This window comes from Blattabacterium cuenoti (genome assembly GCF_014251635.1).
GTDB lineage: Bacteria > Bacteroidota > Bacteroidia > Flavobacteriales > Blattabacteriaceae > Blattabacterium > Blattabacterium cuenoti_S.
This window is the reverse complement of the sequence record NZ_CP059194.1, coordinates 180494-205806: the sequence shown is the minus strand read 5'-3', so window position 1 is coordinate 205806 and position 25313 is coordinate 180494. Positions and strand designations below refer to the sequence as shown.

The following is a 25313-nucleotide window of genomic DNA, read 5'->3' as shown; positions in this document are numbered from 1 at the left end:
AAAAAATGACAATTTTATGAATTATAAGAATAATAAAATATCTAATGATGATGAGGGGGGGTCTTTTGATTTTGATTCATTTAAAGAAATGGTTTTAAATGATTACAAATTAGCACGAATTAGTCGTGAAACTAGCATTTTAGGACGTAAAGAAGTTTTAAATGGAAGAGCTAAATTCGGGATATTTGGAGATGGGAAAGAAATTCCTCAATTAACTATGGCAAAAGTTTTTAAAAATGGAGATTATCGATCGGGATATTATCGGGATCAAACATTTATGATGGCTATTGGAGTTTTAACTGTAAAAAGTTTTTTTTCTCAATTATACGCACATTCAGATTTGGAAGCAGAACCAGTTTCGTCTGGTAGAATGATGACGTCTCATTTTGGAACACGTTTTTTAAATGAATCTGGAAATTGGAAAAATCTTATTAAACAAAAAAATTCTAGTGCGGACATTTCTTCTACTGCGGCTCAAATGCCTAGATTATTAGGATTGGCTCAAGCTTCTAAAATTTATAAAAAATTAAAAAATTTAAAAAAAACACATAAAATGTTTTCTCATAATGGAAATGAAGTTGCATTTGGAACTATCGGGAATGCTAGTATTTCTGAAGGATTATTTTGGGAAACATTGAATGCGGCTTCAGTATTGCAGATTCCTATTATACTTTCTATTTGGGATGATGAATATGGAATATCTGTTCCTAATAAATATCAATTTTCAAAACAAAATATTAGTGATCTTTTATCTGGATTTCATAGAAATAGAAAAGAAAAAGGAATAGAAATTATGCGTGTAAATGGATATAATTACATAGATCTTACAAAAACATATATTAAAGCAGATAAAATTGCTCGTAATGAACATGTCCCTGTAATTATACATGTTACAAATTTAACCCAACCTCAAGGACATTCTACTTCTTCTTCACACGAAAGGTACAAATCAAAAGAACGTTTAGAATGGGAAATAAATAATGACGGAATCAAAAAATTTAGAGATTGGATTCTAAATTTTAGGTTTGAAATAAATCAAGAAAATTATCGTAAAGTAGCAAATGTTAGAGATTTAGATCAAATAGATATAGAAGCTAAAGAATATGTTAAAAATGAGAAAGAAAAAGCTTGGGAAGCATTTCAAAAACCTATTCTTAAAATTAAGAATGAAGTTTTAAGTCTTTTATATAAAATAGAAGATACTTATACGGAAAAAAAATGGATTCACAAATATGTGAAAAAATATATTAAAGAATTACAGGATGTAACAAAAAATTATCTTACAAAAAAATCAATATTTCGCATTTCTAGAAAAGTATTATATCTTTTATCAGAAATTAAATCTGATGCAAAGGACTGTCTAACAGAATGGATTAAAAAAAAATACCTTGTAGAACAAGAAAACTATTCTTCACATTTATATAGTATTTCCGAAAAAGCTTCCGTAAAAATAACAGAAGTCTTTCCTGTATACAATAATGAGAATAATTATGAAGTAGATGGAAGGATTGTATTAAGAGAAAATTTTGATAAATTATTGGAATTACATTCTGATCTTTTAATTTTTGGAGAAGATGTAGGAAAAATAGGAGATGTTAACCAAGGATTAGAAGGCTTGCAAAAAAAATATGGAAAAATTCGTGTTTTCGATACAGGAATACGTGAATCTACTATTCTTGGTCAAGGAATCGGACTTGCGATGCGAGGGCTTCGTCCTATAGTTGAAATTCAATATATAGATTACATCCTATATGCTTTACAAATCATGAGTGATGACTTAGCTTGTTTGCAATATAGAACAAAAGGAGGGCAAAAAGCTCCTGTTATTATTAGAACTAGAGGCCATCGTTTAGAAGGAATATGGCATTCTGGTTCTCCAATGGGTGGTATTATTAATTATTTGAGAGGGATTTTGGTTCTTGTTCCAAGAAATATGGTAAAAGCGGCTGGGTTTTATAACACTTTATTATCTGGAGATGATCCTGCTTTGGTTGTTGAATGTCTTAATGGATATAGAATCAAAGAAAAATTACCTAAAAATTTAGGTTTATTCAGAACGCCTATTGGAATAGTGGAAAGAACAAGAAAAGGAAAAGATCTCACTATGGTTACTTATGGATCTACATGGAGAATTGTAAATGAAGCGTCAGAAGAATTATATAAAATGAATATAGATTCTGAAATAATTGATGTTCAGTCTTTATTACCCTTTGATTTACAAGAAGACATTGTTAAAAGTTTACAAAAAACCAATAGGTTATTGATTATAGATGAAGATGTTCCAGGAGGGGCTTCTGCTTATATTTTACAGAAGATATTAGAAGAACAAAATGGATATTATTATTTAGATAGCCCACCTGTTACGATTACAGCTCAAGAACATCGTCCTCCTTATGGATCAGATGGGGATTATTTTTCAAAACCTTCTGTTGAAAATATAGTAGAAACAGTGTTAAAAATGATGCATGATAGTTAGAAAATTCAGTCTTTTATTGCATAATAATTTTTTTTGAAATATAATATTTGTTTATTATTATATTTGTTTTACTAATGTTTTTTAATTTTATGAAAATAGAAAAAACCTTACATTCTAGGATTGAAAAAATGGATTTCAATAATATTGTTTTTGGAAATCAGTATTCGGATCATATGTTTTGTACTGAATTTAAAAATGGAAAATGGAAAAATTCTATTATTAAGCCTTTTGGAAAAATAATGTTTTCTCCTATATCTCTTGTTTTTCATTATGGGCAAGCTGTTTTTGAAGGCATGAAAGCTTACAAAGATAAAAACGAAGAAGTTTTCTTATTTCGTCCGGAAGAAAACTTTAAAAGAATAAATAGATCCGCTGCTCGTTTGGAAATGCCGACTATACCTGAAAATATTTTTATGAATGGATTAAAAAAATTAATAGATATAGACAGGGATTGGATTCCAAAAAATTATGGACAATCTTTATATATTCGTCCTTTTTTAATTGCTACCAATGGAGTTTTGTCAGCTAAGCCTTCTAAAGATTATATGTTTATGATTATATCTACTCCTGCAGATACTTATTATAAATATCCTTTAAAAATTAAAATAGAAGAAAAATATAGCCGTTCTGCATCAGGAGGTGTTGGTTTTACTAAAGCTGCTGGTAATTATGCTTCTTCTTTTTATCCAACTAGATTAGCTAATGAAAAAGGATTTGATCAAATACTGTGGACGGATTCTTCTACTCATACAATGATAGAAGAATCCGGCACTATGAATGTTTTTTTTTATTTAAAAAATAAACTTATAACTCCAAAAGCCAATGACAATATATTAAATGGAATTACCTGTAAAAGTATTCTTTCTTTAGCGGAAAAAGAAGGTTTTTTAGTAGAAGAACGAAATTTAAGCGTATCAGAAATTATAGAAGGATTAAAAACTGGTGAATTGAAAGAAGCTTTTGGCTGTGGAACTGCAGCCGTTATAAATTATTTCAAAATGATTAGCTATAAAGAAAATGATTTTTATTTACCTGATTTTTCAGAAAAAAAAAGAATATCTCTTCATTTAAAGAAAAGATTATTAGATATACAACATAATCTGTCAAAAGATCCTTTCGGATGGAGAGTTCGATTAAAAAGATATTTGTAAAAAATCATTCTATGTCATCTATGAATGATCATTTTCAGTCTATAGAAAAAATAGTCAGAGAATCTATATTTGTTTTATATAAATTAAAATCTTGTCCTGAATTGGATTTTCAATATACTAAAAAAGAATATACAGGGGATATTACTTTGATTTTATTTCCTTTATCCAAAAAATTAAAAAAGCCCGTAGAAAAAATTGGGAAAGATATAGGAAATTATGTGATAAATCAGTTAAAAGGGTTGATTCGGGTTTCTATTATTAAAGGTTTTTTAAACTTTATTTTCGAAAATGATTATTATATTTATCTTCTTAAAGAAATGTTAAATACAAATTTTTATGATTTTAAATATACTTCAAAAAAAATCATGATAGAATATTCTTCTCCTAATACTAATAAACCGCTTCATTTAGGTCATATTAGAAATAGTTTGATTGGAGCATCTATCGCTGAAATATTAAAAATGGTCGGACATGAAATAATAAAAATTCAAATTATTAATGATAGAGGAATACATATATGCAAATCTATGATAGCTTGGAAAAAATTTGGAAAAGGAGAAACTCCTGATAGTGTAAAAATAAAAGGAGATCATTTTGTAGGAAAATATTATAGTTTATTTGATAAAATATATCGTAAAGAGACTCAAGAATTATCTAAAAAAAATTATACACCTATTCAACATTCAATTATGAATCAAGCTAGAGAATTATTAAAAAAATGGGAATCAGGAGACCCTATTATTCTAAAGACTTGGAAAAAAATGAATCAATGGGTTTATAATGGATTTGAAGAAACTTATAAAAAATTGGGGATTGTTTTTGATAAAATAGAATATGAAAGTAATATTTATGAAATTGGAAAAGAAATTGTAAAAAAAGGCCTTGAAAAAGGAGTTTTTTTTCAAAAAAAAGATGGATCCATTTGGATTGATTTAATCAAAGAAGGTTTTGATCAAAAACTTTTATTACGATCTGATCAAACTTCCGTATACATAACTCAGGATATTGGAACAGCTGTTGAACGTTTTAAAAAATATGATATAGACCAAATCATATACATCGTAGGAAAAGAACAAGATTATCATTTTCAAGTTCTTTTTAAGGTGTTAAAACGTTTAGGATATATATGGGTAAATAAGTTATTACATTTATCTTATGAAATGGTATATTTACCAAGTGGGAGAATGAAATCTAGAGAAGGAAATGTTATAGATGCTGATAGTATTATTTTAGAAATGTATTCTATTGCAAAAAAAAATTTTTTAAAAAAATTTATAAAAGTACATGAAAAATCTGCTGAAATAATAGGATTAGGAGCTTTGAAATATTATTTTCTTAAAATAGATCCAAGAAAAAAAATAATTTTCCATCCTGAAAAATCTATAGATTTTAAAGGCAAAACAGGGACATATATTCAATACACTTATTCTAGAATCCGTTCTTTGGAACGAAATTTTTTCAAATTATGTTCATTACTTAATTATTATTGGTCAAATATAAAATTTGATGTATATGAAAGAAACATGATCAAAATTCTTCAAAAATATCCATTAATATTAAAAAAATCCGCAATACATTTAAATCCTTCTTTAATAGCGAATTATGTATATGAAGTATCTAAAACTTTTAATAACCTTTATCAAAATAAAAAATTAATAGATCCTTTAAACGTAATTCATAGTAATGTTCGCATGAATATTATTCATGTAACAGGAAATGTTTTAAAATCTGGAATGAATTTATTGGGCATTAAAATGCTTGATCGTATGTAATAAAGAATATATACTTATGTTTGAACATTTACAAAATAAACTCTCTAAAGCTCTTCATATTTTGAAGGGACACAATACAATTACAGAAATTAATATAGCATCTTCTTTAAAAGAAATTGGACGAGCACTTGTTGATGCAGACGTTAATTATAAGATAGTTAAAAGTTTTATTCAAAGAGTTCAAGAAAAATCTATTGGAAAAAAAGTACTAACTTCTTTAAATCCAAAACAATTAATTACAAAAATAGTATATGATGAATTAGTTTCTCTTATGGGAAAAAAAAGTATAGAAATCAATCTTTCTAATGATCCTGCTATTATCTTAATTTGTGGATTACAGGGAAGTGGAAAAACTTCTTTTTCCTCTAAACTTGCTTTTTTTTTAAGAAAAAAAAATAAATATCCTTTGCTCGTTGCTGCAGATATTCATCGTCCCGCAGCTATAAATCAATTGAAATTGATTGCGGATAAAGCCGATATTCCTGTTTTTTCTTTAAAAGAAAGTAAAAATGTTATAGAAATTGTAAATCAATCTATTTTTTATGCTTCTAAAAAAAATAGAAATGTAATTATTATTGATACAGCTGGTAGATTAGGTGTAGATGAAATCATGATGAAGGAAATTCAAGAAATAAATCAATGTTCTCAACCAGACGAGGTTTTATTTGTTGTTGATGCCATGACAGGACAAGATGCTATAAATACGGCTCAATCTTTTTCAAAAGTATTGAATTTTGATGGGGTTGTCATAACGAAATTAGACGGAGACAGTAGAGGTGGTGTTGCTATAACCATGTCTAGTATAGTGAAAAAACCTATAAAATTTATTAGTAATGGAGAAAAGATAGAGGATTTAGAAATTTTTCATCCAGACAGAATAGCTAACAGAATATTGGGTATGGGTGATATAGTTTCTTTGGTTGAAAAAGTACAAGAACAATTTGATGAAAAAAGAACTCAAAAAATTTATCAAAAAATTTCAAAAAATCGTTTTGATTTTAATGACTTATTAGAGCAAATTCAACAATTTAAAAAAATAGGAAATATAAAAAATATTATTTCAATGATTCCTGGAATTGATAGGTATTTTTCTTTTTATGGAAATCAAAAAGATTCTTTAAAAAAAATAGAAACTATTATTTATTCTATGACTCCTTATGAAAGAAATCATCCTAAAATTCTTACTGATATAAAAAGAAAAAAGAGAATATCTAAAGGATCTGGGATTACATTAAGTCATATAGATCTTTTTATCAAACAATTTCATGATATGAATAAAATCATGAAGAAAATTCATGCTCATTCAGGAAAAAAAATTGTAAAGGATTTTATATATCAAATGATTAACAAAGAAAATAATGTATAATTTTAATTATAATTTTCTTTTATTGAAAATATTTTTAATTTTGTTCATTTAATATTTTAAAAATCCCAATAGGATGGATATTCCGTTTGGAATTTGATATGAGTGAAAAGTGAAAAATGATGAAAGATTTTTTAAATAGAGATAGATTTTTGAAGATTTTAGAAAATGTAAATATTTGGGATGTTATTATTGTTGGAGGAGGTGCCACAGGATTAGGCATCGCTTTAGATTCTTCCTCCAGAGGATATAAAACTCTTTTATTAGAACAGTCTGATTTTTCTAAAGCAACTTCTAGTCGTAGTACGAAATTAGTTCATGGAGGAATCCGATATTTAGCTCAAGGAAACATAAGGTTAGTTTATGAAGCATTGCAGGAGAGAGGTTTTTTATTAAAAAACGCACCTCATTTAGTTAAAAAACAAAAATTTATTATTCCAGTATTTAATTGGAAAATGGGCATTATGTATTGGACTGGTTTAAAATTGTATGAATGGTTATCTGGTTCTTTAAGTTTTGGTAAATCCAAATTTTTATCAAAAAACGAAATAGTTAAAAATTTTCCAGAAATTAGGAGCAAAGAGTTAAAAGGAGGGATTTTATATTATGATGGACAGTTTGATGATGCGCGTTTAGCTATAAATTTAGCTCAGACATGTGTTCAAAAAGGCGGAATATTATTGAATTATTTTCAAGTTAAAAGTTTACTTAAAAAAGTTGGGAATAAAATTTCTGGAGTTGTAGCTTGTGATCTTGAAACTAAAAAAAAATATTCTATTTATTCAAAAATGGTTATAAACGCTACTGGAGTTTTTTCTGATTCTATTTCAAGAATGGATGAATCTACATGCCCTATTTTCATAAAACCAAGTCAAGGAACACATATTGTATTAGATAAATCTTTTTTCAGTAGTTCAAACGCTATAGTTATTCCAAAAACTCCGGATGGAAGAGTCTTATTTTGCGTTCCATGGTATGATCATGTTTTAGTTGGAACTACAGATACTTTTTTGGAAAAAAGCGTTCTTGAACCGAAACCTTTAGAAGAAGAGATCGATTTTATATTACAAACTTTTAATAGATATTTTGTACTTCATACAAAAAAAAGTGATATATTAAGTGCATTTTCTGGATTACGTCCTCTTTTTGTTCCTAATAATAATTCTTGTTCTACTAAAACTAAAGATATTTCTAGATCTCATAAACTTATGATTAGTTCTTCTGGATTAATTAGTGTTATAGGTGGAAAATGGACTACATATAGAAAAATGGCGGAAGATACTGTAAATAAAGCTATTGAAATAGGAAAATTAAAAAAAATGCCTTCTGTTACAAAGAATCTTAAAATTTATGGATCCTATTCTTCATATAAAAGTCAGAATTATCATTGGAATAGATATGGAGAAGATGAATATCATATAAAAAAATTAATTGATAAAAATCCATTGTTGGGAGTTTCCTTAATTTCAAAAGATTCTTCCTCTTATTATTATACCGAAGCCGAAGTAGTTTGGATGGTTCGGTATGAAATGGCGAGAACAATTGAAGACGTTTTGGCAAGAAGGTTCCGTTTATTATTTTTAAATGCTAAAAAAGCAATAGATATAGCACCCAGAGTCGCTACATTAATGGCTAAAGAACTTTCTAGAGATGAAAAGTGGGAAAAATCACAAGTAGCTGCTTTCAAAAAGTTAGCTATGCAATACTATTATCCATCAGTTTGATAGTATTTGATAGTAGAAAAGTTATTATATGTTTATGAAAAAATATGTGCTATCATTAGATCAGGGAACGACCAGTTCGAGAGCTATTATTTTTGATAAAATTGGAAATATTATTTCTGTAGCTCAACGAGAGTTTACACAAATTTATCCTCATCCTGGATGGGTAGAACACAATGCAGAAGAGATATGGTCGACGCAAGCTTCAGTAGCTTTAGAGGCTATTTTAAAGGCTAATTTAGAAGGAGAAAATATTGTATCAATAGGAATTACCAATCAAAGAGAAACCACTGTTGTGTGGGATAAAAAAACGGGAGAACCTATTTTTAATGCGATAGTATGGCAAGATAGACGTACATTTAAATATTGTGATCTTCTTAAAAAAGAAGGACTAACCGAAATGATTCGAAAAAAAACAGGTTTAATTATCGATCCTTATTTTTCAGCTACAAAAATTAGATGGATATTAGAAAATGTTCCTGGAGCTAAGAAAAAAGCTCATTCTGGATCCTTAGCATTTGGGACGATAGATTCATGGTTAATATGGAATTTAACCGGTAAAGAAATTCACGTCACAGATGTGACTAATGCTTCTCGTACTATGTTATTTAATATTCACACACTTAGTTGGGATCAAGAGTTGATAAATTTATTTAACATTCCAATTACCATGCTACCAGAAGTAAAATCATCTAGTGAAATTTTTGGTTATACAACAGGACATATTTTATCACATAAAATCCCTATATCTGGTATTGCTGGAGATCAACAAGCTGCTCTTTTTGGGCAAATGTGTACTAAAATTGGTATGGTAAAAAATACTTATGGAACAGGATGTTTTATGTTAATGAATGTAGGAGATAATCCGGTTTTTTCACAAAATAATTTAATTACTACTGTAGCTTGGAAAATAAAAAATCAAGTTCAATATGCATTGGAAGGAAGTGTTTTTATCGCAGGTGCTGTCGTTCAATGGCTTAGAGATGGGTTAGGACTCCTTTTATCTTCCAATGAAGCTGAAATATTAGCTTCTTCTGTAGAGAATACGGAAGGCCTGTATATGGTCCCAGCTTTTTCAGGTTTGGGTGCTCCTTATTGGGATCAAAAAGCAAGAGGAATTATTGTCGGCATAACAAGAGGAACTTCTTCTGCTCATCTTGTTCGAGCCGCATTAGAAAGTATTGCTTTTCAAAATATGGATGTACTGAAAGCTATGGAAGCCGATTCTGGTATTTCTATAAAAGAACTTCGTGTAGATGGAGGGGCAACGGTAAATCAATTGTTAATGCAGTTTCAATCTGATATTTTGAATGTAAAAGTTGTAAAATCTAAAATTTCAGAACTTACAGCAGCTGGAGCTGCTTATTTAGCGGGATTAGCTGTAAATTATTGGAGCAGTCTTGAAGAGATTCAAGATAAATGGCAATTAGAACAAATTTTTGAGCCAAAAGGAATGGATAATAGATTAGAAAGAATTCAAGGTTGGAAAAGAGCAATAAAAACAACTCGTTCTTGGTCCAGTCAAATAAAATAAATATAATGACAAAAATATATGCAGAAATTATAGGAACAATGATTTTAGTATTTTTAGGAAATGGTGTGGGTGCAAATGTTGTTTTGTCAAAAACTAAAGGTCACAGTAAAAATGGAGAATGGCTGACTATTACTATAGGATGGGCATTAGCTGTTTTTATGGGAATAACAGTATCTGCTCCTTATAGTGGAGCTCATTTAAATCCATGTGTTACTATAAGTTTTGCCATAATTGGAAAATTTAGTTGGAACATGGTTCCTTTTTATATTTTTTCTCAATTTATTGGAGCTATGTTAGGGTCTTTATTCGTATGGATTTTATACAAGGACCATTTTCTTGAAACTCAAGAAAAAGAAGAAAAATTATCTGTTTTTGTAACGATTCCTTCTATAAAAAATTTATTTTCTAATTTTTTAAGTGAAGTTTTAGCTACTTTTATTTTTATATTCATTTCTTTATATCTTTCTACTGAAGGAACTCTTTTTTTTAAAGAGGGAAAGTATCCAATAGGATTGGGATCGTTAGGGGCGCTTCCTTCCGCTTTGGTAGTGTTAGGTGTTGTTTTATCTTTAGGAGGGGCTACAGGTGCTGCTCTAAATCCTGCTCGTGACCTAGGACCAAGAATCATATATTCTATAATTCCTATTCCTGGAAAAGGAAAAAGTAATTGGGATTATGCTTTGATCCCAATATTTGGGCCTATAGTAGGATGTGTAATAGCGGCAACATTATATTTATTTTTGTCATTGTAAAAATAAAAAAACTTGTAACTTATTTTTTATGGATAAAGATAAGTTAGTTCCTCTTTTAAAAAAAGACTCTAATAAAAATAGAGATCACAGAAAAATAGGGAAAAAACTAAAATTTTTTGTTTTTTCTGATCGAGTGGGAACTGGATTACCTTTATGGTTACCTAGAGGAACAATTCTTAGAAAAAATTTGGAAGAATTTTTAACTGGTGTTCAAAAAAAGTCAGGATATGAAATGGTGATCTCTCCACACATTGGTCATAAAAAATTGTATGTTAAAAGTGGTCATTGGAGCAAATATGGAAAAAATCATTTTAAACCCATTTATACACCTCGGAAAGAAGAAGAGTTTCTTTTAAAACCTATGAATTGTCCTCATCATTGTGAAATTTATCGTTCTCAAGAATGGTCCTATCGTGATCTTCCTATACGTTTCGCAGAATTTGGAACAGTATATCGTTATGAACAAAGTGGAGAACTTCATGGTTTAACTAGAGTTAGATGTTTTACTCAAGATGATGCTCATATTTTTTGTACTTATGATCAATTGTTAGAAGAATTTAAGAAAGTAATTAATTTGGTTTTTTATGTTTTCCGTTCTCTAGGTTTTTTTACATATACAGTTAGAATCTCTCTTAGAGATCCTAAAAAAATAGATGATTATATAGGATCAGAAAAAAATTGGGAAAAAGCTGAAAAAGCGATATTACAAGTAGTAAAAGAAGAAAATATAGAAGCATCTGTGAATTACGGGGATGCCGCTTTTTATGGGCCAAAATTAGATTTTCTTATTAAAGATTCTTTAGGAAGAAATTGGCAACTAGGAACGATTCAAATAGATTATAATTTACCTGAAAGATTTGATTTATATTATAAAGGTAAAAATAATGAAAAGTGTCGTCCAGTAATGATACATAGAGCTCCTTTTGGTTCATTAGAACGTATTATCGCTATTATGATAGAACATACGGAGGGGAATCTTCCATTGTGGTTGGTCCCTCATCAAGCAGTGATACTTCCTATAAGTGAGAAATATGTGGTTTATGCAAAAAAAATTTTAAATTTAATGTTGAGTTACAATATTCGTGTATTTATTGATAATAGAAACGAGAAAATTAATAAAAAGATTAGGTATTCTGAAGAAAATAAAATTCCTTATATGATAATTTTGGGAAATAAAGAGGAAAAAAATGAAATGATGTCATTACGACGTCATAGATTAGGACATATAGGAATATTTCCTATTTCCAATGGAATAGAATCTATTTTGAATGAAACAAATTTAAAAACTATAAAACTTTTATAATATAAAAAAAAAATTTTCAAGAGGTAATAAAAAAAATAGAATGCACCGACCATTACCGAAAAAAAAAGAAGTACATCGTATCAATGGAAGTATTATTGGGACTCCAAAAGTCCGTTTAGTCGGTGACTCTTCCATAAAAAATGGTATTTTTTCTATAGAAAAAGCTATACAATTTTCTAGAGAAAGAGAACTAGATTTAGTTGAAATTAATCCTAAATTAAATCCTCCAGTGTGTAAGATACTGGATTACAAAAAGTTTTTATACGAACAAAAAAAAAGAAAGAAACAATTTAAAGCAAAACAAATTAAAGTAAATACCAAAGAAATTAGATTTGGGCCCCAAATTGGGGATCACGATGGAAAAGTTAAAATTAAAAGTGCAGAAAAATTTTTAATGCGTGGAGATAAAGTGAAAGTATTTGTTTTTTTTAAAGGACGTTCTATCGTATATAAAGATCAAGGAAAAATCAAATTATTAAAATTTGCAGAAGAAATTGAAGAATTCGGAAAAGTAGAGCAAATGCCGGTAATGGAAGGAAAGAGAATGTATATGATATTAGCTCCAAAAAAATTTTAACGTCATATTGTTATGTTATGTATAAGTATAAATTGAAAACAAAATCAGGATCAAAAAAAAGATTTAAAACAACAGCTAATGGATATATAAAAAGAAAACATGCATTCAAGAATCATCTATTAACTAAAAAATCTAAAAGAAAAAAACGTAATCTTTCTGTATTCACTTTGTTAAAAAAATCAGATCAAAAAAACATCAAAATACAAATTTAAAAAATTATGCCTAGATCTACAAATGCGGTTTCCTCGAGACGAAAACGTAAAAAAATACTTAAATTAGCTAAAGGTTTTTATGGTTCCAGAAGTAAAGTTTATACAGTTGCTAAAAATGCTGTAGAAAAGTCTTTTGTTTATGCTTTCTCAGGAAGAAAAAGAAAAAAAAGAGATTTTAGATCTCTTTGGATTCAACGGATCAATGCGGGTGTTCGTCAGTATGGAAAATCCTATTCTGAATTTATGAGTAAATTATCCGAAAAAAAAATTAAAATTAATAGAAAGATTCTTTCATATATATCTATGAATGATCCTAATGTTTTCAAAAAAATGGTAGATGAGGTTTATTCACAATGAATTTTTTTCATGGTAAATTCATCAATTTTTTTTGAATTATTTTCTTTTTATCATAAGATAAATAATCAATGAAAAGTTTCCCTTCAATATGATCATATTCATGTAAAATTATTCTTGCACAGATACCTGTTAAGGTACTTTTTTTTTTTTTCCAATTTTGATCATAATATTCAATTATTACATTAGATTTTCTTTTTACATTCCCCATAATTCCAGGAATACTAAGACATCCTTCATTAAATTTACATTCTTTTCCATGAATTTTTAATATTTTAGCATTAATAAAAACTTCTTTATAATTTCTAATATCTCTTCCATTTAAATAAGTAGTTTCTACTATAAAAAGTCGAATATTCTTTCCAATTTGTGGTGCTGCCAATCCTATGCCTTTTACTTTATGTATCGTTTCAAACATGTCTTGAATCAATTTACTGATTTCCTTTCTTCTTTTAGAAGAAGAAAAATCTATGTTCAAACATTTTTTTCTCAAAATCGGATTTCCATAAAGAACTATAGGTAATATCATGAATATGAATTATTTTTTTTTGCAAGATAAGACTGTAAAATTATAGTAGCACTAATTTGATTTAAAATTGTTTTCTTCCTTCTTTTTTTTTTTTTTAAACCCAATTTTATCATAGTATAAAAAGCCATTTTAGATGTAAAACGTTCATCTAATCTTTCTATAATGATTTTAGGATATTTTACGCGAAATTTATTTAAAAATTTCTGAATTTCTGTTTCTATTAAAATTTCTTTTTTATTATTTAATTTTTTGGGTAATCCTACAACAATTTTTTCTATTTTTTCACAAAATAAAAAATTTTCTAAAAAATTCATTAAATTTTTAGTTAGAATAGCATTTAGTCCAAAAGCAAATATTTTTTTTTCATCTGTTATGGATAAACCAGTAATAATTTTTCCATAATCTATTCCTAATATTTTTGCCATTATCGAATGTCTACTTGTTATCTTATTTTATTTTTACTACTTTTGTTTTTCTTCTTATTACCCAATATAAAAAATAATATAAAAAAGTGAATAGACTAAAATTAGAAATAGATCAAGCTTGGAATAAGAAAAATATATGGAGCACTGATGTAAATATAAAAAATGTAGTTATTCAGGTTATTAACCATTTGGAAAATGGTTCAATCAGAGTATCAAATTATTTAAATGGAAAATGGATAGTCAATGAATGGGTTAAAAGAGCTATTATTATGTATTTTTCGGTTCAAAAAATGGATACAGTAGAACTAGGTCCATTAGAATTTTACGATAAAATTCCTATCAAGAATAAATTTAAGGAAAAAGAAATACGTGTAGTCCCTCATGCTATAGCGCGTTATGGTTCGTATATATCACCTGGAGTTATTCTTATGCCTTCTTATGTAAATATAGGTGCATATATAGGAAAAAATACCATGATAGATACATGGGCAACAGTTGGAAGTTGTGCTCAAATTGGAAGTGGGGTTCATGTAAGCGGAGGAGTTGGAATTGGGGGTGTTTTAGAACCTTTACAAGCTCATCCAGTTATTGTTGAGGATGATGTATTTATTGGATCTAGATGTATTTTAGTGGAAGGAGTTTTGATAAAAAAAGGAGCTGTTTTAGGAGCAAATGTCGTTATCACAGCCTCTACTAAAATTTTTGATGTAACTAATGAAAAACCTATTGAAATAAAGGGGATAATTCCTAAATATTCTGTAGTCATACCAGGATCTTATCCAAAAAAATTTCCTTCAGGTGTATATCATGTTCCATGTGCTATGATTATAGGTAAAAGGAAAGAAAGTACAGATAAAAAAATATCTTTAAATAATGCGTTGAGAACTCATAATTTAGAAATTTAAATGTCTTTTCACATAGAGGTCGAAAAAAGTGTAGATATATTAAAAAAAGGAAAAAATTTATTATATCCTACAGATACTGTATGGGGATTAGGGTGTGATGCATTTAATATACAGGCTATAAAAAAAATATGTGAAATTAAGAATAGAAATGTTTCTAAATCGATGATTGTTTTGGTAGAAAGTATAGATCGTTTGCATCAATTAGTAGGAAAAATTTCTCTTTTTACTAAAAAAATAATTCTCAATAATCTAGTCAAAAAAGATAAGCCTATTACTATAGTATACGAAAACACTAAAAAAATAGCATCTAATTTTTTTAGACAAGATAATACTTTAGCGGTTCGTTTAACACATGATCCATTTTGCTCTTGTTTGATTAGAAATTTAGATAGACCCATTATTTCTACTTCTGCTAATTTATCGGGATTTGTAACTCCTAAATCTTTTTCAGAAATTAGTCCTTATATTTTAAATAAAACAGATTATGTTGTAAATTTCCGTAGAGAAGAAAAAGTAAACTATACTAGTTCTTCTATTATAAAAGTTGTATATAATCAGGTAAAAATATTACGTATGTAGACGGACATGAATTTATCATCTGCTGTTCATCAAAAAATATTTCGTATTGTAAGTTTTTCTTCTCAAAGAATAAGACAAAATAGCTATGTTATAGGAGGTTATGTACGTGATTTTTTGTTAGGTAAAATGAAATTTAAAGATTTAGATATTTTAACTATAGGAGAAGGGATAAGGTTAGCTCAAGAGGTTTCTAAATATATTATTCCTTATCCTAAAATAATAATATTCAAACGTTTTGGGACGGCTATGTTGGAATACGATAATCAAAAAATAGAATTTGTGGGATCAAGAAAAGAATCTTACAATTTTTCCAGTAGAAAACCTGTTATAGAATTTGGATCATTGCAAGATGATCAAAATAGAAGAGATTTTACAATCAATGCTTTAGCAATTAGTTTAAACCGAAACAATTATGGAGAATTGATAGATCCATTCGGTGGATTATTAGATTTGAAAAAAAAAATATTGAGAACTCCATTAGATGCAAATATTACTTATTCTGACGATCCATTACGAATGATGCGAGCTATACGGTTTTCTACTCAATTACAGTTTATGATTGAAGAATATTCATTTCAATCAATTCAAAAAAACAAGAATAGAATAAATATTGTTTCTATAGAAAGAATTGTAGAAGAGTTTAACAAAATTCTACTATCTGAAAAGCCTTCTATAGGATTGTTTTTATTATATAAATCTGGATTGTTATCAATTATATTACCGGAATTAGTGTCGTTAAAAGGAATAGAAGAAAAAAATGGATATAAACACAAAGATAATTTTTATCATACTTTGAAAGTAGTAGACAATATCAGTAAAGATAAGAATAGTTCTCTTTGGTTAAGATGGGCAGCATTACTTCATGATATAGGAAAAACTTATACTAAAAAATTTTTACCGGGAATAGGATGGTCTTTTCATGCTCACGAATTTGTAGGAGCTAAGATGGTTTCAAATATATTCCAACGTTTAAAGCTTCCAAAAGGTTTTTCTATGAAATATGTTCGAAAAATGATTCAGCATAGTTGTAGACCTATTGCGTTAATAGGAAATAATACTAGCGATTCTGCTATACGTAGATTATTATTTGATATAGGAAACGATCTAGAAGATTTAATGAAATTATGTATCGCTGATATTACGACTAATAATATGGAAAAGAAAAATAAATATAAAAAAAATATTTATATTCTTATGGAAAGAATTAGAAAATTAGAAGAAAAAGATAGAATTCAAAATTGGAAATCCCCCATATCAGGAAATGATATAATGAAGGCCTTTGATATTGATCCATGTAAAGAAATAGGAATCATAAAAAATTTTGTTAAGGATTCTATTTTGGAAGGAAAAATATCTAATGATTTTAATTCTGCTTATTTTATGATGTTAAAAAAAGGAGAAGAGTTGGGATTGAAAAAAAAATAATATATGTTATTTTCTAACATAAATGGAATAAATAAAAAAAAAATCGTACTATTGCCTCATAATAATCCGGATGGAGACGCTTTAGGGTCATCTTTAGCTCTTTTATTCTATCTTAGAAAATTAAAACATGATGTAGATTTAATATCTCCAACAGAATATTCTGAATCTTTTAAATGGCTTCCTGGAACTGAGGATATTCTTGTATTTTCTGAACAAACACAATCTTTAGTAAAAAAAAAAATTGTCAACTCGGATTATGTATTTTTTATAGATTTTAATAATTTGTCAAGAATCAATAACATAAGAGATTTTTTTTTATGTTCAAAAGCAAAAAAAATACTAATTGATCATCATCCTTTTCCTTTTTATTTTGATTTTATGTTTTCAGACCCTACAGTCTCAGCTACCAGTATTTTAGTCTTTCGATTCATATCTTATATGAATCATTTGGATAAAATAGACAAAGAAATAGCTACCTGTTTATATGTAGGATTAATGACTGATACAGGTTATTTTCGGTTTCCTTCTGTAACTTCAGAGACACATTTTATTGCCGGAAAATTAATAGATAAAGGGATTGATATAGATTTCATTTATCATCATATACAAGAAAAATACAATGAAAACAGATTAAAATTATTATCTAAAGCCCTAAAAAAATTAAAAATCATTAAAAAATACCGTACAGCTTACACAAGCATAAAAGCTTCGGATATTAATTTTTATTCATATAAACAAGGAGATACAGAAGGGATTATTACTTATGGATTAGGTATTAAAAATATTGTTTTTTCTGTTTTCTTTTTTGAAGAAAAAGAAAATTATCCTATCAAAATCTCCTTTCGCTCGAAAGGAAATTTTGATGTAAATTTCTTTGCTAGAAAACATTTTGGAGGAGGAGGTCACAAAAACGCAGCAGGAGGGATATCAGAAAAAAGCTTATCTGAATCTATAGAATATTTTCTAAATATTATCCCAAGCTATTATAAAAATCTTATGTTTTCCATTTGATATTACATCCGTAGCTTAGTTTTACTATTGGATATATTTTTTTTCCTTTTAAAATATTTTGCAATATATTTCTCACATCAAAACCTGTAACAGGAATATTATTTCCAGGCCTAGAATCATCTAATTGGCCATGATAACATAAATTTCCCTTTCCGGAAAAAATAAAAAATTCAGGAGTACATTTTGCACAATAATATTTAGCAACTTCCTGTGTTTCATCAAAAAAATAAGGAAAAGGATAACCTAACTGATGATGTACTTTTTCCATATTTTCTGGAGAGTCCTCTGAATACTTTTTTGCATCATTAGAATTAATCGCTAAAAATGAAATTCCTTTTGACAGGAAATCATTAGCTAAACGAATTAATTCATCATTAATATGTTTCACATATGGACAGTGATTACAAATAAACATTATTACAGTTGCTTGATTTGAAAAATAATCTCTTAAAAATTTCCTCTTTCCTGAAGAAACTTCTAATAATTCAAAATCTTTAATTTTAATCTTAATTTTACTAGAAGAATAAGTTCGTACCATGATTTTATAATTTTTTTTTAGAAAAAAACACAAAAGATTTTTTCTTTTCTTCCTCAGCCAATTCCGCATCTATTAATATTCTACCACTATGTTCGTCTATTAAAAGTTTATTACGTTGTATCAATTCAGAATATTTTTGAGGTGTAATTGCGAGATAAGAACCCAATGGAGCCCCTCTTTGTACTGGAGCAACAGCTACTCCATTTTTGACTCCATTTCTGATTCTTCGATAAGTTTTCAATAAACCATTATCTACCTTTTTAGAAAAACATAAAGATCGTTCTAATAATATTTTTTCTTCTTTATCGTTTTCTAAACAAATGTTATTCAATTCTTTTTTTTTGTGAAAAAAGTGCTCCTCTTTATTTTTTAATAAATCTTCTTTTTTTTTAAAAATTTCTTCCATTTTATAAATATGAACATTTAATTCCTTAATTTTTTTTTTAGCTAATTGAATTTCTAACTTTTGGTAATCAATCTCTTTATCTAGAGAATATAATTCTTTATGATTTTTAATATGATCTTTTTGTTTTTCATATTTTTTAATCAAAATATCTGAAGATTTAATGTTTTTACTTTGTTTATTTATATTTTCTTTTATACAAAGAATATCTTCATGAAGATTTTCTAATTTCTTTTTCATTTGGGAAATTTCTTCTTCTAGACTTCCTATTTCCATAGGAATATTACCACGGAACTTTCGTATTTCATCTATACGAGAATCTATTAATTGAAGATTATATAATACTCTCAATTTATCTATTACAGTGACAGCTTCTTGTATTTTATGGACCATAATTAATAAAAATATTTAACTGGATTAGTATGAATTTTTGATTCATAAACGTAAATCGAAGTAAAATTTTTATATAAAAAAGATTTCAGTAAATTTTTAGTAAATTTTTCAGATTCATAATGCCCTATATCTACAATTAATATTTTTTTTTCATACTTAAAAAAATCATGATATTTTAAATCAGAGGATATAAAAACATCAGCTTTTTCTTCTATAGCTGTTTCTATTCCAAAACGACCTGACCCTGTAATCATCGCTATTTTTTGAATTTTTTTTTCTGTAAAATTAGAATGTCGAATACAAGGAACGTTCATTCTTTTTTTTATAAAAAGAAGAAAATCATATTCATTCATTTTTTCCATAATATTTCCTATAAAACCTATTCCTATATAAGGATTTATATTTTCAAGATTATAAATTTCGTAAGCTACTTCTTCATAAGGATGATTTTTAAATAATACATTTTTTATTATGTTCAATTTATAATCAGGAAAAAGAACGCTAATACAAGTTTCTTTTTCCATATGAAAAATTTCTTTTTTTCCAAAAAAAGGTTTAGTTTTTTTATTTCCCATGTAACTTCCAAATCCATCAAAATTATAACTACAGTGACTGTAATTAGAAATATTTCCAGCTCCTGCTTCAAACAAAGCATTTCTAACTTTTTCTGCATAATTAACTGGAACATAAGTAACTAATTTTTTTATAGTTTCTTTTTTAGGAAAAAGAACTTTTTCTCTGTTTATTCGTAATAATTTAGATATATAAGAAGAAGTTCCTTCCCATATCATATCTAAGTTTGTGTGAATCACATAAATAGATATATCATTTTTTAACGCATGAATTATGACTCTTTCCGAAAATGTTTTTCCAGTTATATTCTTAATAGATTTAAAGATGACGGGATGAAAAGAAATTATCAAATCACATTTCTTTTTAAGAGATTCATCAAAAACCTCTTCAGTGAGATCCAAAGTAATTAGTACATTTTTTACTTTTCTATGAAATGATCCTACTATTAATCCAACGTTATCATAAGAATCTGCATATTCTAGAGGGGCTATATCTTCTAATATATTAGCTATATCTCTAACAAACACTTCCATATAAATAAAAAAAAACACTCATTTTAACAAATTTATCAAAAAAAATTGATTTTTATATTTTTTGATAGTATAATAATAAAATAATAAAAAAAAGATATGAATATAATTCAAAAGAAACCAAAGTGGATCAAAGTAAAATTGCCAATGAGTAAGAATTATCATGAATTGCAAAAATTAGTTTCTTTGCATAAACTGAATACAATTTGTCAGAGTGGAAGTTGCCCAAATATAGGGGAATGCTGGGATAAAGGAGTGGCTACTTTCATGATATTGGGAAATATTTGTACAAGATCTTGTCGATTTTGTGGAGTGAAAACAGGACGTCCTGAGAAAATAGATTGGAAAGAACCAGAAAAAGTAGCAAAATCTATAAAAATATTAAAAATTAAACATGCTGTATTAACTTCTGTTAATAGAGATGATTTACAGGACATGGGGTCTTACATATGGATTCAAACCATACAAAAAATACGACATTTTAATCCAGACATTACAATAGAAGCTTTAATTCCCGATTTTAAAGGAGAAAAAAAAATAATAGATAAAATAATTGATATTAAACCAGAAGTTATTTCTCATAATGTGGAAACAGTCGCTAGATTAACAAAAAAAGTTCGTATTCAAGCTAAATATGATCGTAGTCTAGAAGTTTTACAATATATAAAAGAAAAGAATCAAAATATACGCACTAAAACAGGAATTATGTTAGGATTAGGAGAAACAAAAGAAGAAATAATAGAAACGATGAAAGATATTAAAAAATCTAAAGTAGATATTTTAACAATGGGACAATATTTACAACCTTCATTAAAACATTATCCTGTTCGTTTTTTCGTTTTTCCAGAACAATTCAAAGAATTGAAAAAAATTGGATTAAAAATGGGATTTAAATATGTAGAAAGCGGTCCATTAGTTAGATCTTCTTATCACGCGGAAAAACATGTAAAATAAATCTAAGTATTTTTTTTTTCTTTTCCAAAAATATACTTATATTTTTTTTCTTTCCACATTTTTTTTTCACATAGAAAATTTTTAATATAAAATGATACAGATTTATCGTTTCCAAGCCTTGAAAATAAAATGAGCTGTTCAATAGAACGAGTAGTCGCTACATATAACAAATTTATGTTATCGAATTTAATGTTTGATAGATAATACTCATAAAAATTACGGATATTATTATCATGTTTCATTTGTTTGAAATAGGTCTCTATTTCTATATAAATAGTATTTAATCCATTATATAAATGAGGATTTACATCAATCCATGCTTCTTCTTTTTTTTTAGAAAAAATATTCCAATCTGTGAAAGGAATAAGTACCACAGGAAATTGCAACCCTTTAGATTTATGAATGGTCATAATACGAATAGCATTGATGTGATCAGAAATCACAAGACTTTCCTTTTCTTTTTTTAATTCCCAATAATCTAAAAAATCTATAATAGAATTTCCTACTCTTTTCATAGATCTATAAACAAAATCTAAAAAAGAATAGATATATGTAGAATTTTTTTGATTTAATAATCCAAAAGATTCAATAATCTTTTCTGAGATATTGTATATCGATTTATTATATAATTTATTTGATGTTAATGAATTCTTAAACAAAATTTTTTTTAAGAATAAATCCAAAGGTAGAAAAAGTATTTTCGTAATGAAATCATGATCATTTTTTTTAGGATGAAAAAATTTCTTCTCTAATAATAGAAAAATTAAAATAACTCTTTTTTGATAACAATGAGGATAAGCAATAATGTAAAAAAAATTTATGATAATTTGTATTTCCAAATGATTTTTTATTAATAAAGAAACAGAAGTATTTACAATTATACCGTCTTCCACTAGTTTTTCAGATAAAAAATTACCTTCTTCATTACTTCTGACTAAAATAGCAATATCTGATAATGCATATTTTTGTTTTAATAATTTTTTTATTTTATTTTTTATATTATAGTAAATATATTCTTTATAATTTTTATTAAAATCATGAATAAAATTTATTTCTACATATCCCCCAGATTTTTTCTCTATTTTTTGTTTGTAGTTTTTATATATATCTTGATAAATAGTCGAATTGAATATTTTAGATATAGATTGATAAAGTAAATTATTAAATTTTACAATTTCTTCATAACTACGAAAATTTTTTTCTATAGTTTTTATTTTTTTTTTATAACATATTGACTTACAATTAATTAATTTTATAAATTGTTTAGCATCACCTCCTCTCCATCTATATATAGATTGTTTAGGGTCTCCTACTATCATAGCTGATCCATTTTCTGATAATGTATTTTCAACTAATATTCTAATATTTTGCCATTGTAAAAATGAAATATCTTGAAATTCATCTATGAAATAATGTTTATATTGCATGCCAATTTTTTCATATATTCTTGGTAATGTTCCTTTTATAATTCTTTCATAAAGAATTTTATTTAACTCTACATTTAAGATAATTTTTTTTTCATTTTTCATATCATGAAACTCTTTTTCAATTTCATGTATAATTGATAATATGCTTATGTTTTTTAAAAAAAGTTTATCTAAAAGATAATTTGATATATTTTTTTTATATATAGATTTTGATTCTTCATATAAAAAAAGTATTTTTTTTTGATTTTTTTTTATTAGTATTTTTTGGTTTTCATCAGAAAAAAATTTAGAGTAGAATATTCCTTTTTTAATATATTTTTCAAGACGTTCATTAAAAGGGTTAAAAAATATATTTCCATCTTTAAATTTTTGAAAAAATCTGGGTAAATCTAAATGAATGAATGAATGTTTTTGAATAGAAGTTTTTTCTAAAAGTTTAAAAAACTTTTCTCCTTTTTTTTTACATTTTTTTTCGAATATTTTAGTTCTTTGAATTAAAATATTTTTTAACTGAACGAAATCTTTTATAGAAGAATTTTTAATTTCTTTTATGGGAAGAAAATTATTTTCTTCAACCATTATATGAGCTATTTTAAATAGCTCTTTTCTTAAATCCCAATTTTTTCCTTTCTTTAGTTTTTCTAAAGATGATTGTATCAAAATATTTGACCATTTTTCAGAATTTTTTAATCTGTATAATATATTTTCTACAATTTTCAATAAAAATTGGTCTGTATCCATTTCTAAACTGATTTCTTTTTCTGGGAAAAAAGATCTTATAATATTATAAGTAAATTTATCTATCGTACTTATATTTTTAGAAAAAGAATAGAAATCGTGTAATATGGAAAATAATATTTTTTCAGAACGTTGAAACAATTGATGCTTCGTTAAACTTAAATTCTTTGTAATACAATCAAACAAAAAATGATATTCTTCTTTAACTTTTTTATTTGAAAATTCTTTGATGCACTGTAAAATACGATTTTTCATTTCTTCAGAAGCTTTTTTAGTAAAAGTTAAAGCCAAAACTCTTTTAAATTCATCAGGATAAGGGCTTTTTAATAAAACATAAAGATAATTGATTACTAAAAAAGTAGTTTTTCCCGAACCTGCTGATGCATTGTATATTTTTAATGTAGATGGTGAAACTAGCATATTAAATTTTATTAACTTATATTTTTACAAAAATTCGTATAAAAAATTAAGTAATACACTTGATTTTTATTTATATATGTTAAGAAATAATAATTATTAAATTAAATCAATTAAATCGAATATAAAAAATACTTTTTTTTACATTTGTTAATCCTTTTAAAATAAAATTTTAAATACATGTTTAAAAAATTTCCTTTTGGAGTTGCTACTGGTAATCTTGTGAAAGAAATATTCGAATACGCTAAGGAAAATGTATTTTCCATACCAGCTGTAAACGTTACCGGATCTAATACTATGAATGCTGTTATGGAAACCGCTGCAGAAGTAAATTCTCCTGTTATTATTCAATTATCTAATGGAGGTGCTATTTTTAATGCTGGAAAAGGATTAAGTAATAACAAAGAAAAAGCAGCAATTCAAGGCGCTATAGCTTGTGCTATGCATATTCATAAATTGGCTTCATACTATAAAACAACAGTTATTCTTCATACAGATCATTGTTCTAAACCTTTTCTTCCATGGATAGATGGTTTGATAGAAGCCAATGAAAAATATTATAAACGTTTTGGAAAAACGTTATTTAGCTCACATATGTTAGATCTCTCTCAGGAATCTTTAAAAGATAATATTAATATTTGTGAGCAATATTTTGATAGAATGAATAAAAGTCGAATGACTCTTGAAATAGAACTTGGCGTCACGGGAGGAGAAGAGGATGGAATAGATAACTCTAATATAGAAAACAATAAACTTTATACTCAACCAGAAGAGGTTTCTTATGCCTATGAGAGATTAATGAAAATTAGTGATAATTTTATTATAGCAGCTTCTTTTGGAAACGTACATGGAGTTTATAAACCTGGAAATGTCATGCTTCGTCCTGAAATTTTGAAAAATACACAAGAATATATACAAAAAAAATTTCATACTCATACCAAAAAACCAGTTTCTTTTGTTTTTCATGGTGGATCAGGTTCTACCGAAGAAGAAATACAGAAAGCTATTAGTTATGGAGTAGTAAAAATGAACATAGATACTGATTTACAATATGCTTTTACTTGTGGGGTTAGAAATTATATGAATAAAAATCAGGAATATTTAAAAAAACAAATAGGAAATCCAAAAGGAAAACATGTTCCTAATAAAAAATATTATGATCCAAGAGTATGGTTAAGAGAAGGAGAAAAATCTTTTAAAATTATTTTAAAAAAATATTTTGAATTCATGAATAATATTAATACTTTATAA

The 25313-nt window shown here is 26.7% G+C and carries 23 protein-coding genes; 17 read left to right on the top strand and 6 right to left on the bottom strand.

The window, feature by feature from the left end; genetic code table 11:
- The first annotated feature begins 16 nt into the window (after positions 1 to 16).
- The 11 genes from H0H64_RS00945 (at position 17) to rplT (ending at position 13218) form a co-directional block, all read left to right on the top strand.
- Positions 17 to 2476, top strand: a complete 2460-nt coding sequence (locus H0H64_RS00945) for an alpha-ketoacid dehydrogenase subunit alpha/beta (RefSeq protein WP_185857483.1) — start codon at positions 17 to 19, stop codon at positions 2474 to 2476.
- 89 nt (positions 2477 to 2565) lie between these two features.
- Positions 2566 to 3627 carry a branched-chain amino acid aminotransferase gene (locus H0H64_RS00940; RefSeq protein WP_185857482.1) on the top strand — a complete coding sequence of 354 codons (1062 nt, stop codon included), beginning with the start codon at positions 2566 to 2568 and terminating at the stop codon, positions 3625 to 3627.
- Between the two features lie 20 nt (positions 3628 to 3647).
- Positions 3648 to 5399 carry an arginine--tRNA ligase gene (gene argS / locus H0H64_RS00935; RefSeq protein ID WP_185857598.1) on the top strand — a complete coding sequence of 584 codons (1752 nt, stop codon included), beginning with the start codon at positions 3648 to 3650 and terminating at the stop codon, positions 5397 to 5399.
- A 16-nt stretch (positions 5400 to 5415) separates the two neighbouring features.
- Positions 5416 to 6765, top strand: a complete 1350-nt coding sequence (gene ffh, locus H0H64_RS00930; protein ID WP_185857481.1) for a signal recognition particle protein — start codon at positions 5416 to 5418, stop codon at positions 6763 to 6765.
- 116 nt (positions 6766 to 6881) lie between these two features.
- Positions 6882 to 8486, top strand: coding sequence for a glycerol-3-phosphate dehydrogenase/oxidase (locus H0H64_RS00925; protein WP_185857480.1), 1605 nt, complete (start codon positions 6882 to 6884; stop codon positions 8484 to 8486).
- Positions 8487 to 8514: 28 nt separating this feature from the next.
- Positions 8515 to 10017, top strand: a complete 1503-nt coding sequence (gene glpK / locus H0H64_RS00920) for a glycerol kinase GlpK (RefSeq protein WP_185857479.1) — start codon at positions 8515 to 8517, stop codon at positions 10015 to 10017.
- 5 nt (positions 10018 to 10022) lie between these two features.
- Entirely contained in the window at positions 10023 to 10769 is a 747-nt protein-coding gene (locus H0H64_RS00915) for an MIP/aquaporin family protein (RefSeq protein ID WP_185857478.1), read from the top strand.
- Positions 10770 to 10797: 28 nt separating this feature from the next.
- The gene (gene thrS / locus H0H64_RS00910) at positions 10798 to 12072 is read left to right on the top strand and encodes a threonine--tRNA ligase (RefSeq protein WP_185857477.1); all 1275 of its coding nucleotides are present in this window, start codon (positions 10798 to 10800) and stop codon (positions 12070 to 12072) included.
- A gap of 40 nt (positions 12073 to 12112) precedes the next feature.
- Positions 12113 to 12649, top strand: coding sequence for a translation initiation factor IF-3 (gene infC / locus H0H64_RS00905; RefSeq protein WP_185857476.1), 537 nt, complete (start codon positions 12113 to 12115; stop codon positions 12647 to 12649).
- Between the two features lie 17 nt (positions 12650 to 12666).
- A complete protein-coding gene (gene rpmI, locus H0H64_RS00900) occupies positions 12667 to 12861 on the top strand; it encodes a 50S ribosomal protein L35 (protein WP_185857475.1) in 195 nt (64 codons plus the stop codon).
- A gap of 6 nt (positions 12862 to 12867) precedes the next feature.
- Positions 12868 to 13218, top strand: a complete 351-nt coding sequence (gene rplT / locus H0H64_RS00895; protein WP_185857474.1) for a 50S ribosomal protein L20 — start codon at positions 12868 to 12870, stop codon at positions 13216 to 13218.
- A 7-nt stretch (positions 13219 to 13225) separates the two neighbouring features.
- Here rplT and def read toward each other — a convergent pair whose 3' ends face one another.
- Together def and ruvX are read right to left on the bottom strand one after the other, a co-directional pair.
- The gene (def, locus tag H0H64_RS00890; RefSeq protein WP_185857473.1) at positions 13226 to 13744 is read right to left on the bottom strand and encodes a peptide deformylase; all 519 of its coding nucleotides are present in this window, start codon (positions 13742 to 13744) and stop codon (positions 13226 to 13228) included.
- The gene (gene ruvX, locus H0H64_RS00885) at positions 13741 to 14169 is read right to left on the bottom strand and encodes a Holliday junction resolvase RuvX (protein ID WP_185857472.1); all 429 of its coding nucleotides are present in this window, start codon (positions 14167 to 14169) and stop codon (positions 13741 to 13743) included. The genes def and ruvX overlap by 4 nt, the downstream gene beginning before the upstream one ends.
- Positions 14170 to 14255: 86 nt before the next feature.
- On the opposite strand from ruvX, the gene H0H64_RS00880 reads away from it, so the two are divergent.
- The 4 genes from H0H64_RS00880 to H0H64_RS00865 are packed head-to-tail and all read left to right on the top strand — an operon-like array spanning position 14256 to position 18089.
- A complete protein-coding gene (locus tag H0H64_RS00880; RefSeq protein ID WP_185857471.1) occupies positions 14256 to 15074 on the top strand; it encodes a 2,3,4,5-tetrahydropyridine-2,6-dicarboxylate N-succinyltransferase in 819 nt (272 codons plus the stop codon).
- Complete coding sequence (locus H0H64_RS00875; RefSeq protein WP_185857470.1) at positions 15075 to 15653, top strand: L-threonylcarbamoyladenylate synthase; 579 nt, start codon at positions 15075 to 15077, stop codon at positions 15651 to 15653.
- 6 nt (positions 15654 to 15659) lie between these two features.
- The gene (locus H0H64_RS00870; protein WP_185857469.1) at positions 15660 to 17078 is read left to right on the top strand and encodes a CCA tRNA nucleotidyltransferase; all 1419 of its coding nucleotides are present in this window, start codon (positions 15660 to 15662) and stop codon (positions 17076 to 17078) included.
- Positions 17079 to 17081: 3 nt separating this feature from the next.
- Positions 17082 to 18089 carry a DHH family phosphoesterase gene (locus H0H64_RS00865; protein WP_185857468.1) on the top strand — a complete coding sequence of 336 codons (1008 nt, stop codon included), beginning with the start codon at positions 17082 to 17084 and terminating at the stop codon, positions 18087 to 18089.
- Here H0H64_RS00865 and H0H64_RS00860 read toward each other — a convergent pair.
- Genes H0H64_RS00860 through H0H64_RS00850 form a run of 3 tightly spaced genes read right to left on the bottom strand, consistent with a single transcriptional unit; the run spans position 18073 to position 20529 of the window.
- On the bottom strand, positions 18073 to 18627 hold the full coding sequence (locus H0H64_RS00860) for a thioredoxin family protein (RefSeq protein WP_185857467.1): 555 nt from the start codon (positions 18625 to 18627) through the stop codon (positions 18073 to 18075). The two genes, H0H64_RS00865 and H0H64_RS00860, sit on opposite strands and share 17 nt — an antisense overlap.
- Before the next feature lie 4 nt (positions 18628 to 18631).
- Positions 18632 to 19423 (bottom strand): zinc ribbon domain-containing protein, encoded by a 792-nt coding sequence (locus tag H0H64_RS00855; protein ID WP_185857466.1) that lies wholly within the window; start codon positions 19421 to 19423, stop codon positions 18632 to 18634.
- A gap of 2 nt (positions 19424 to 19425) precedes the next feature.
- Positions 19426 to 20529 carry a Nif3-like dinuclear metal center hexameric protein gene (locus H0H64_RS00850; RefSeq protein ID WP_185857465.1) on the bottom strand — a complete coding sequence of 368 codons (1104 nt, stop codon included), beginning with the start codon at positions 20527 to 20529 and terminating at the stop codon, positions 19426 to 19428.
- Between the two features lie 96 nt (positions 20530 to 20625).
- Between H0H64_RS00850 and lipA the strand changes: the two genes are divergently transcribed.
- Positions 20626 to 21480 (top strand): lipoyl synthase, encoded by an 855-nt coding sequence (lipA, locus tag H0H64_RS00845; RefSeq protein WP_185857464.1) that lies wholly within the window; start codon positions 20626 to 20628, stop codon positions 21478 to 21480.
- A gap of 2 nt (positions 21481 to 21482) precedes the next feature.
- Here lipA and H0H64_RS00840 read toward each other — a convergent pair whose 3' ends face one another.
- Entirely contained in the window at positions 21483 to 24065 is a 2583-nt protein-coding gene (locus H0H64_RS00840) for a UvrD-helicase domain-containing protein (protein WP_185857463.1), read from the bottom strand.
- Between the two features lie 177 nt (positions 24066 to 24242).
- On the opposite strand from H0H64_RS00840, the gene fbaA reads away from it, so the two are divergent.
- Complete coding sequence (gene fbaA / locus H0H64_RS00835; RefSeq protein ID WP_185857462.1) at positions 24243 to 25313, top strand: class II fructose-bisphosphate aldolase; 1071 nt, start codon at positions 24243 to 24245, stop codon at positions 25311 to 25313.

Coding starts and splice junctions, on each gene's coding strand:
- rplT (WP_185857474.1), top strand. CDS start 12,868: ATGCCTAGATCTACAAATGCGGTTTCCTCGAGACGAAAACGTAAAAAA.
- ruvX (WP_185857472.1), bottom strand. CDS start 14,169: ATGGCAAAAATATTAGGAATAGATTATGGAAAAATTATTACTGGTTTA.
- H0H64_RS00850 (WP_185857465.1), bottom strand. CDS start 20,529: ATGGAAGTGTTTGTTAGAGATATAGCTAATATATTAGAAGATATAGCC.
- H0H64_RS00865 (WP_185857468.1), top strand. CDS start 17,082: ATGTTATTTTCTAACATAAATGGAATAAATAAAAAAAAAATCGTACTA.
- H0H64_RS00855 (WP_185857466.1), bottom strand. CDS start 19,423: ATGGTCCATAAAATACAAGAAGCTGTCACTGTAATAGATAAATTGAGA.
- rpmI (WP_185857475.1), top strand. CDS start 12,667: ATGTATAAGTATAAATTGAAAACAAAATCAGGATCAAAAAAAAGATTT.
- thrS (WP_185857477.1), top strand. CDS start 10,798: ATGGATAAAGATAAGTTAGTTCCTCTTTTAAAAAAAGACTCTAATAAA.
- H0H64_RS00915 (WP_185857478.1), top strand. CDS start 10,023: ATGACAAAAATATATGCAGAAATTATAGGAACAATGATTTTAGTATTT.
- H0H64_RS00925 (WP_185857480.1), top strand. CDS start 6,882: ATGATGAAAGATTTTTTAAATAGAGATAGATTTTTGAAGATTTTAGAA.
- H0H64_RS00870 (WP_185857469.1), top strand. CDS start 15,660: ATGAATTTATCATCTGCTGTTCATCAAAAAATATTTCGTATTGTAAGT.
- H0H64_RS00945 (WP_185857483.1), top strand. CDS start 17: ATGAATTATAAGAATAATAAAATATCTAATGATGATGAGGGGGGGTCT.
- H0H64_RS00875 (WP_185857470.1), top strand. CDS start 15,075: ATGTCTTTTCACATAGAGGTCGAAAAAAGTGTAGATATATTAAAAAAA.
- fbaA (WP_185857462.1), top strand. CDS start 24,243: ATGTTTAAAAAATTTCCTTTTGGAGTTGCTACTGGTAATCTTGTGAAA.
- ffh (WP_185857481.1), top strand. CDS start 5,416: ATGTTTGAACATTTACAAAATAAACTCTCTAAAGCTCTTCATATTTTG.
- glpK (WP_185857479.1), top strand. CDS start 8,515: ATGTTTATGAAAAAATATGTGCTATCATTAGATCAGGGAACGACCAGT.
- lipA (WP_185857464.1), top strand. CDS start 20,626: ATGAATATAATTCAAAAGAAACCAAAGTGGATCAAAGTAAAATTGCCA.
- infC (WP_185857476.1), top strand. CDS start 12,113: ATGCACCGACCATTACCGAAAAAAAAAGAAGTACATCGTATCAATGGA.
- H0H64_RS00940 (WP_185857482.1), top strand. CDS start 2,566: ATGAAAATAGAAAAAACCTTACATTCTAGGATTGAAAAAATGGATTTC.
- H0H64_RS00840 (WP_185857463.1), bottom strand. CDS start 24,065: ATGCTAGTTTCACCATCTACATTAAAAATATACAATGCATCAGCAGGT.
- def (WP_185857473.1), bottom strand. CDS start 13,744: ATGATATTACCTATAGTTCTTTATGGAAATCCGATTTTGAGAAAAAAA.
- H0H64_RS00860 (WP_185857467.1), bottom strand. CDS start 18,627: ATGGTACGAACTTATTCTTCTAGTAAAATTAAGATTAAAATTAAAGAT.
- argS (WP_185857598.1), top strand. CDS start 3,648: ATGAATGATCATTTTCAGTCTATAGAAAAAATAGTCAGAGAATCTATA.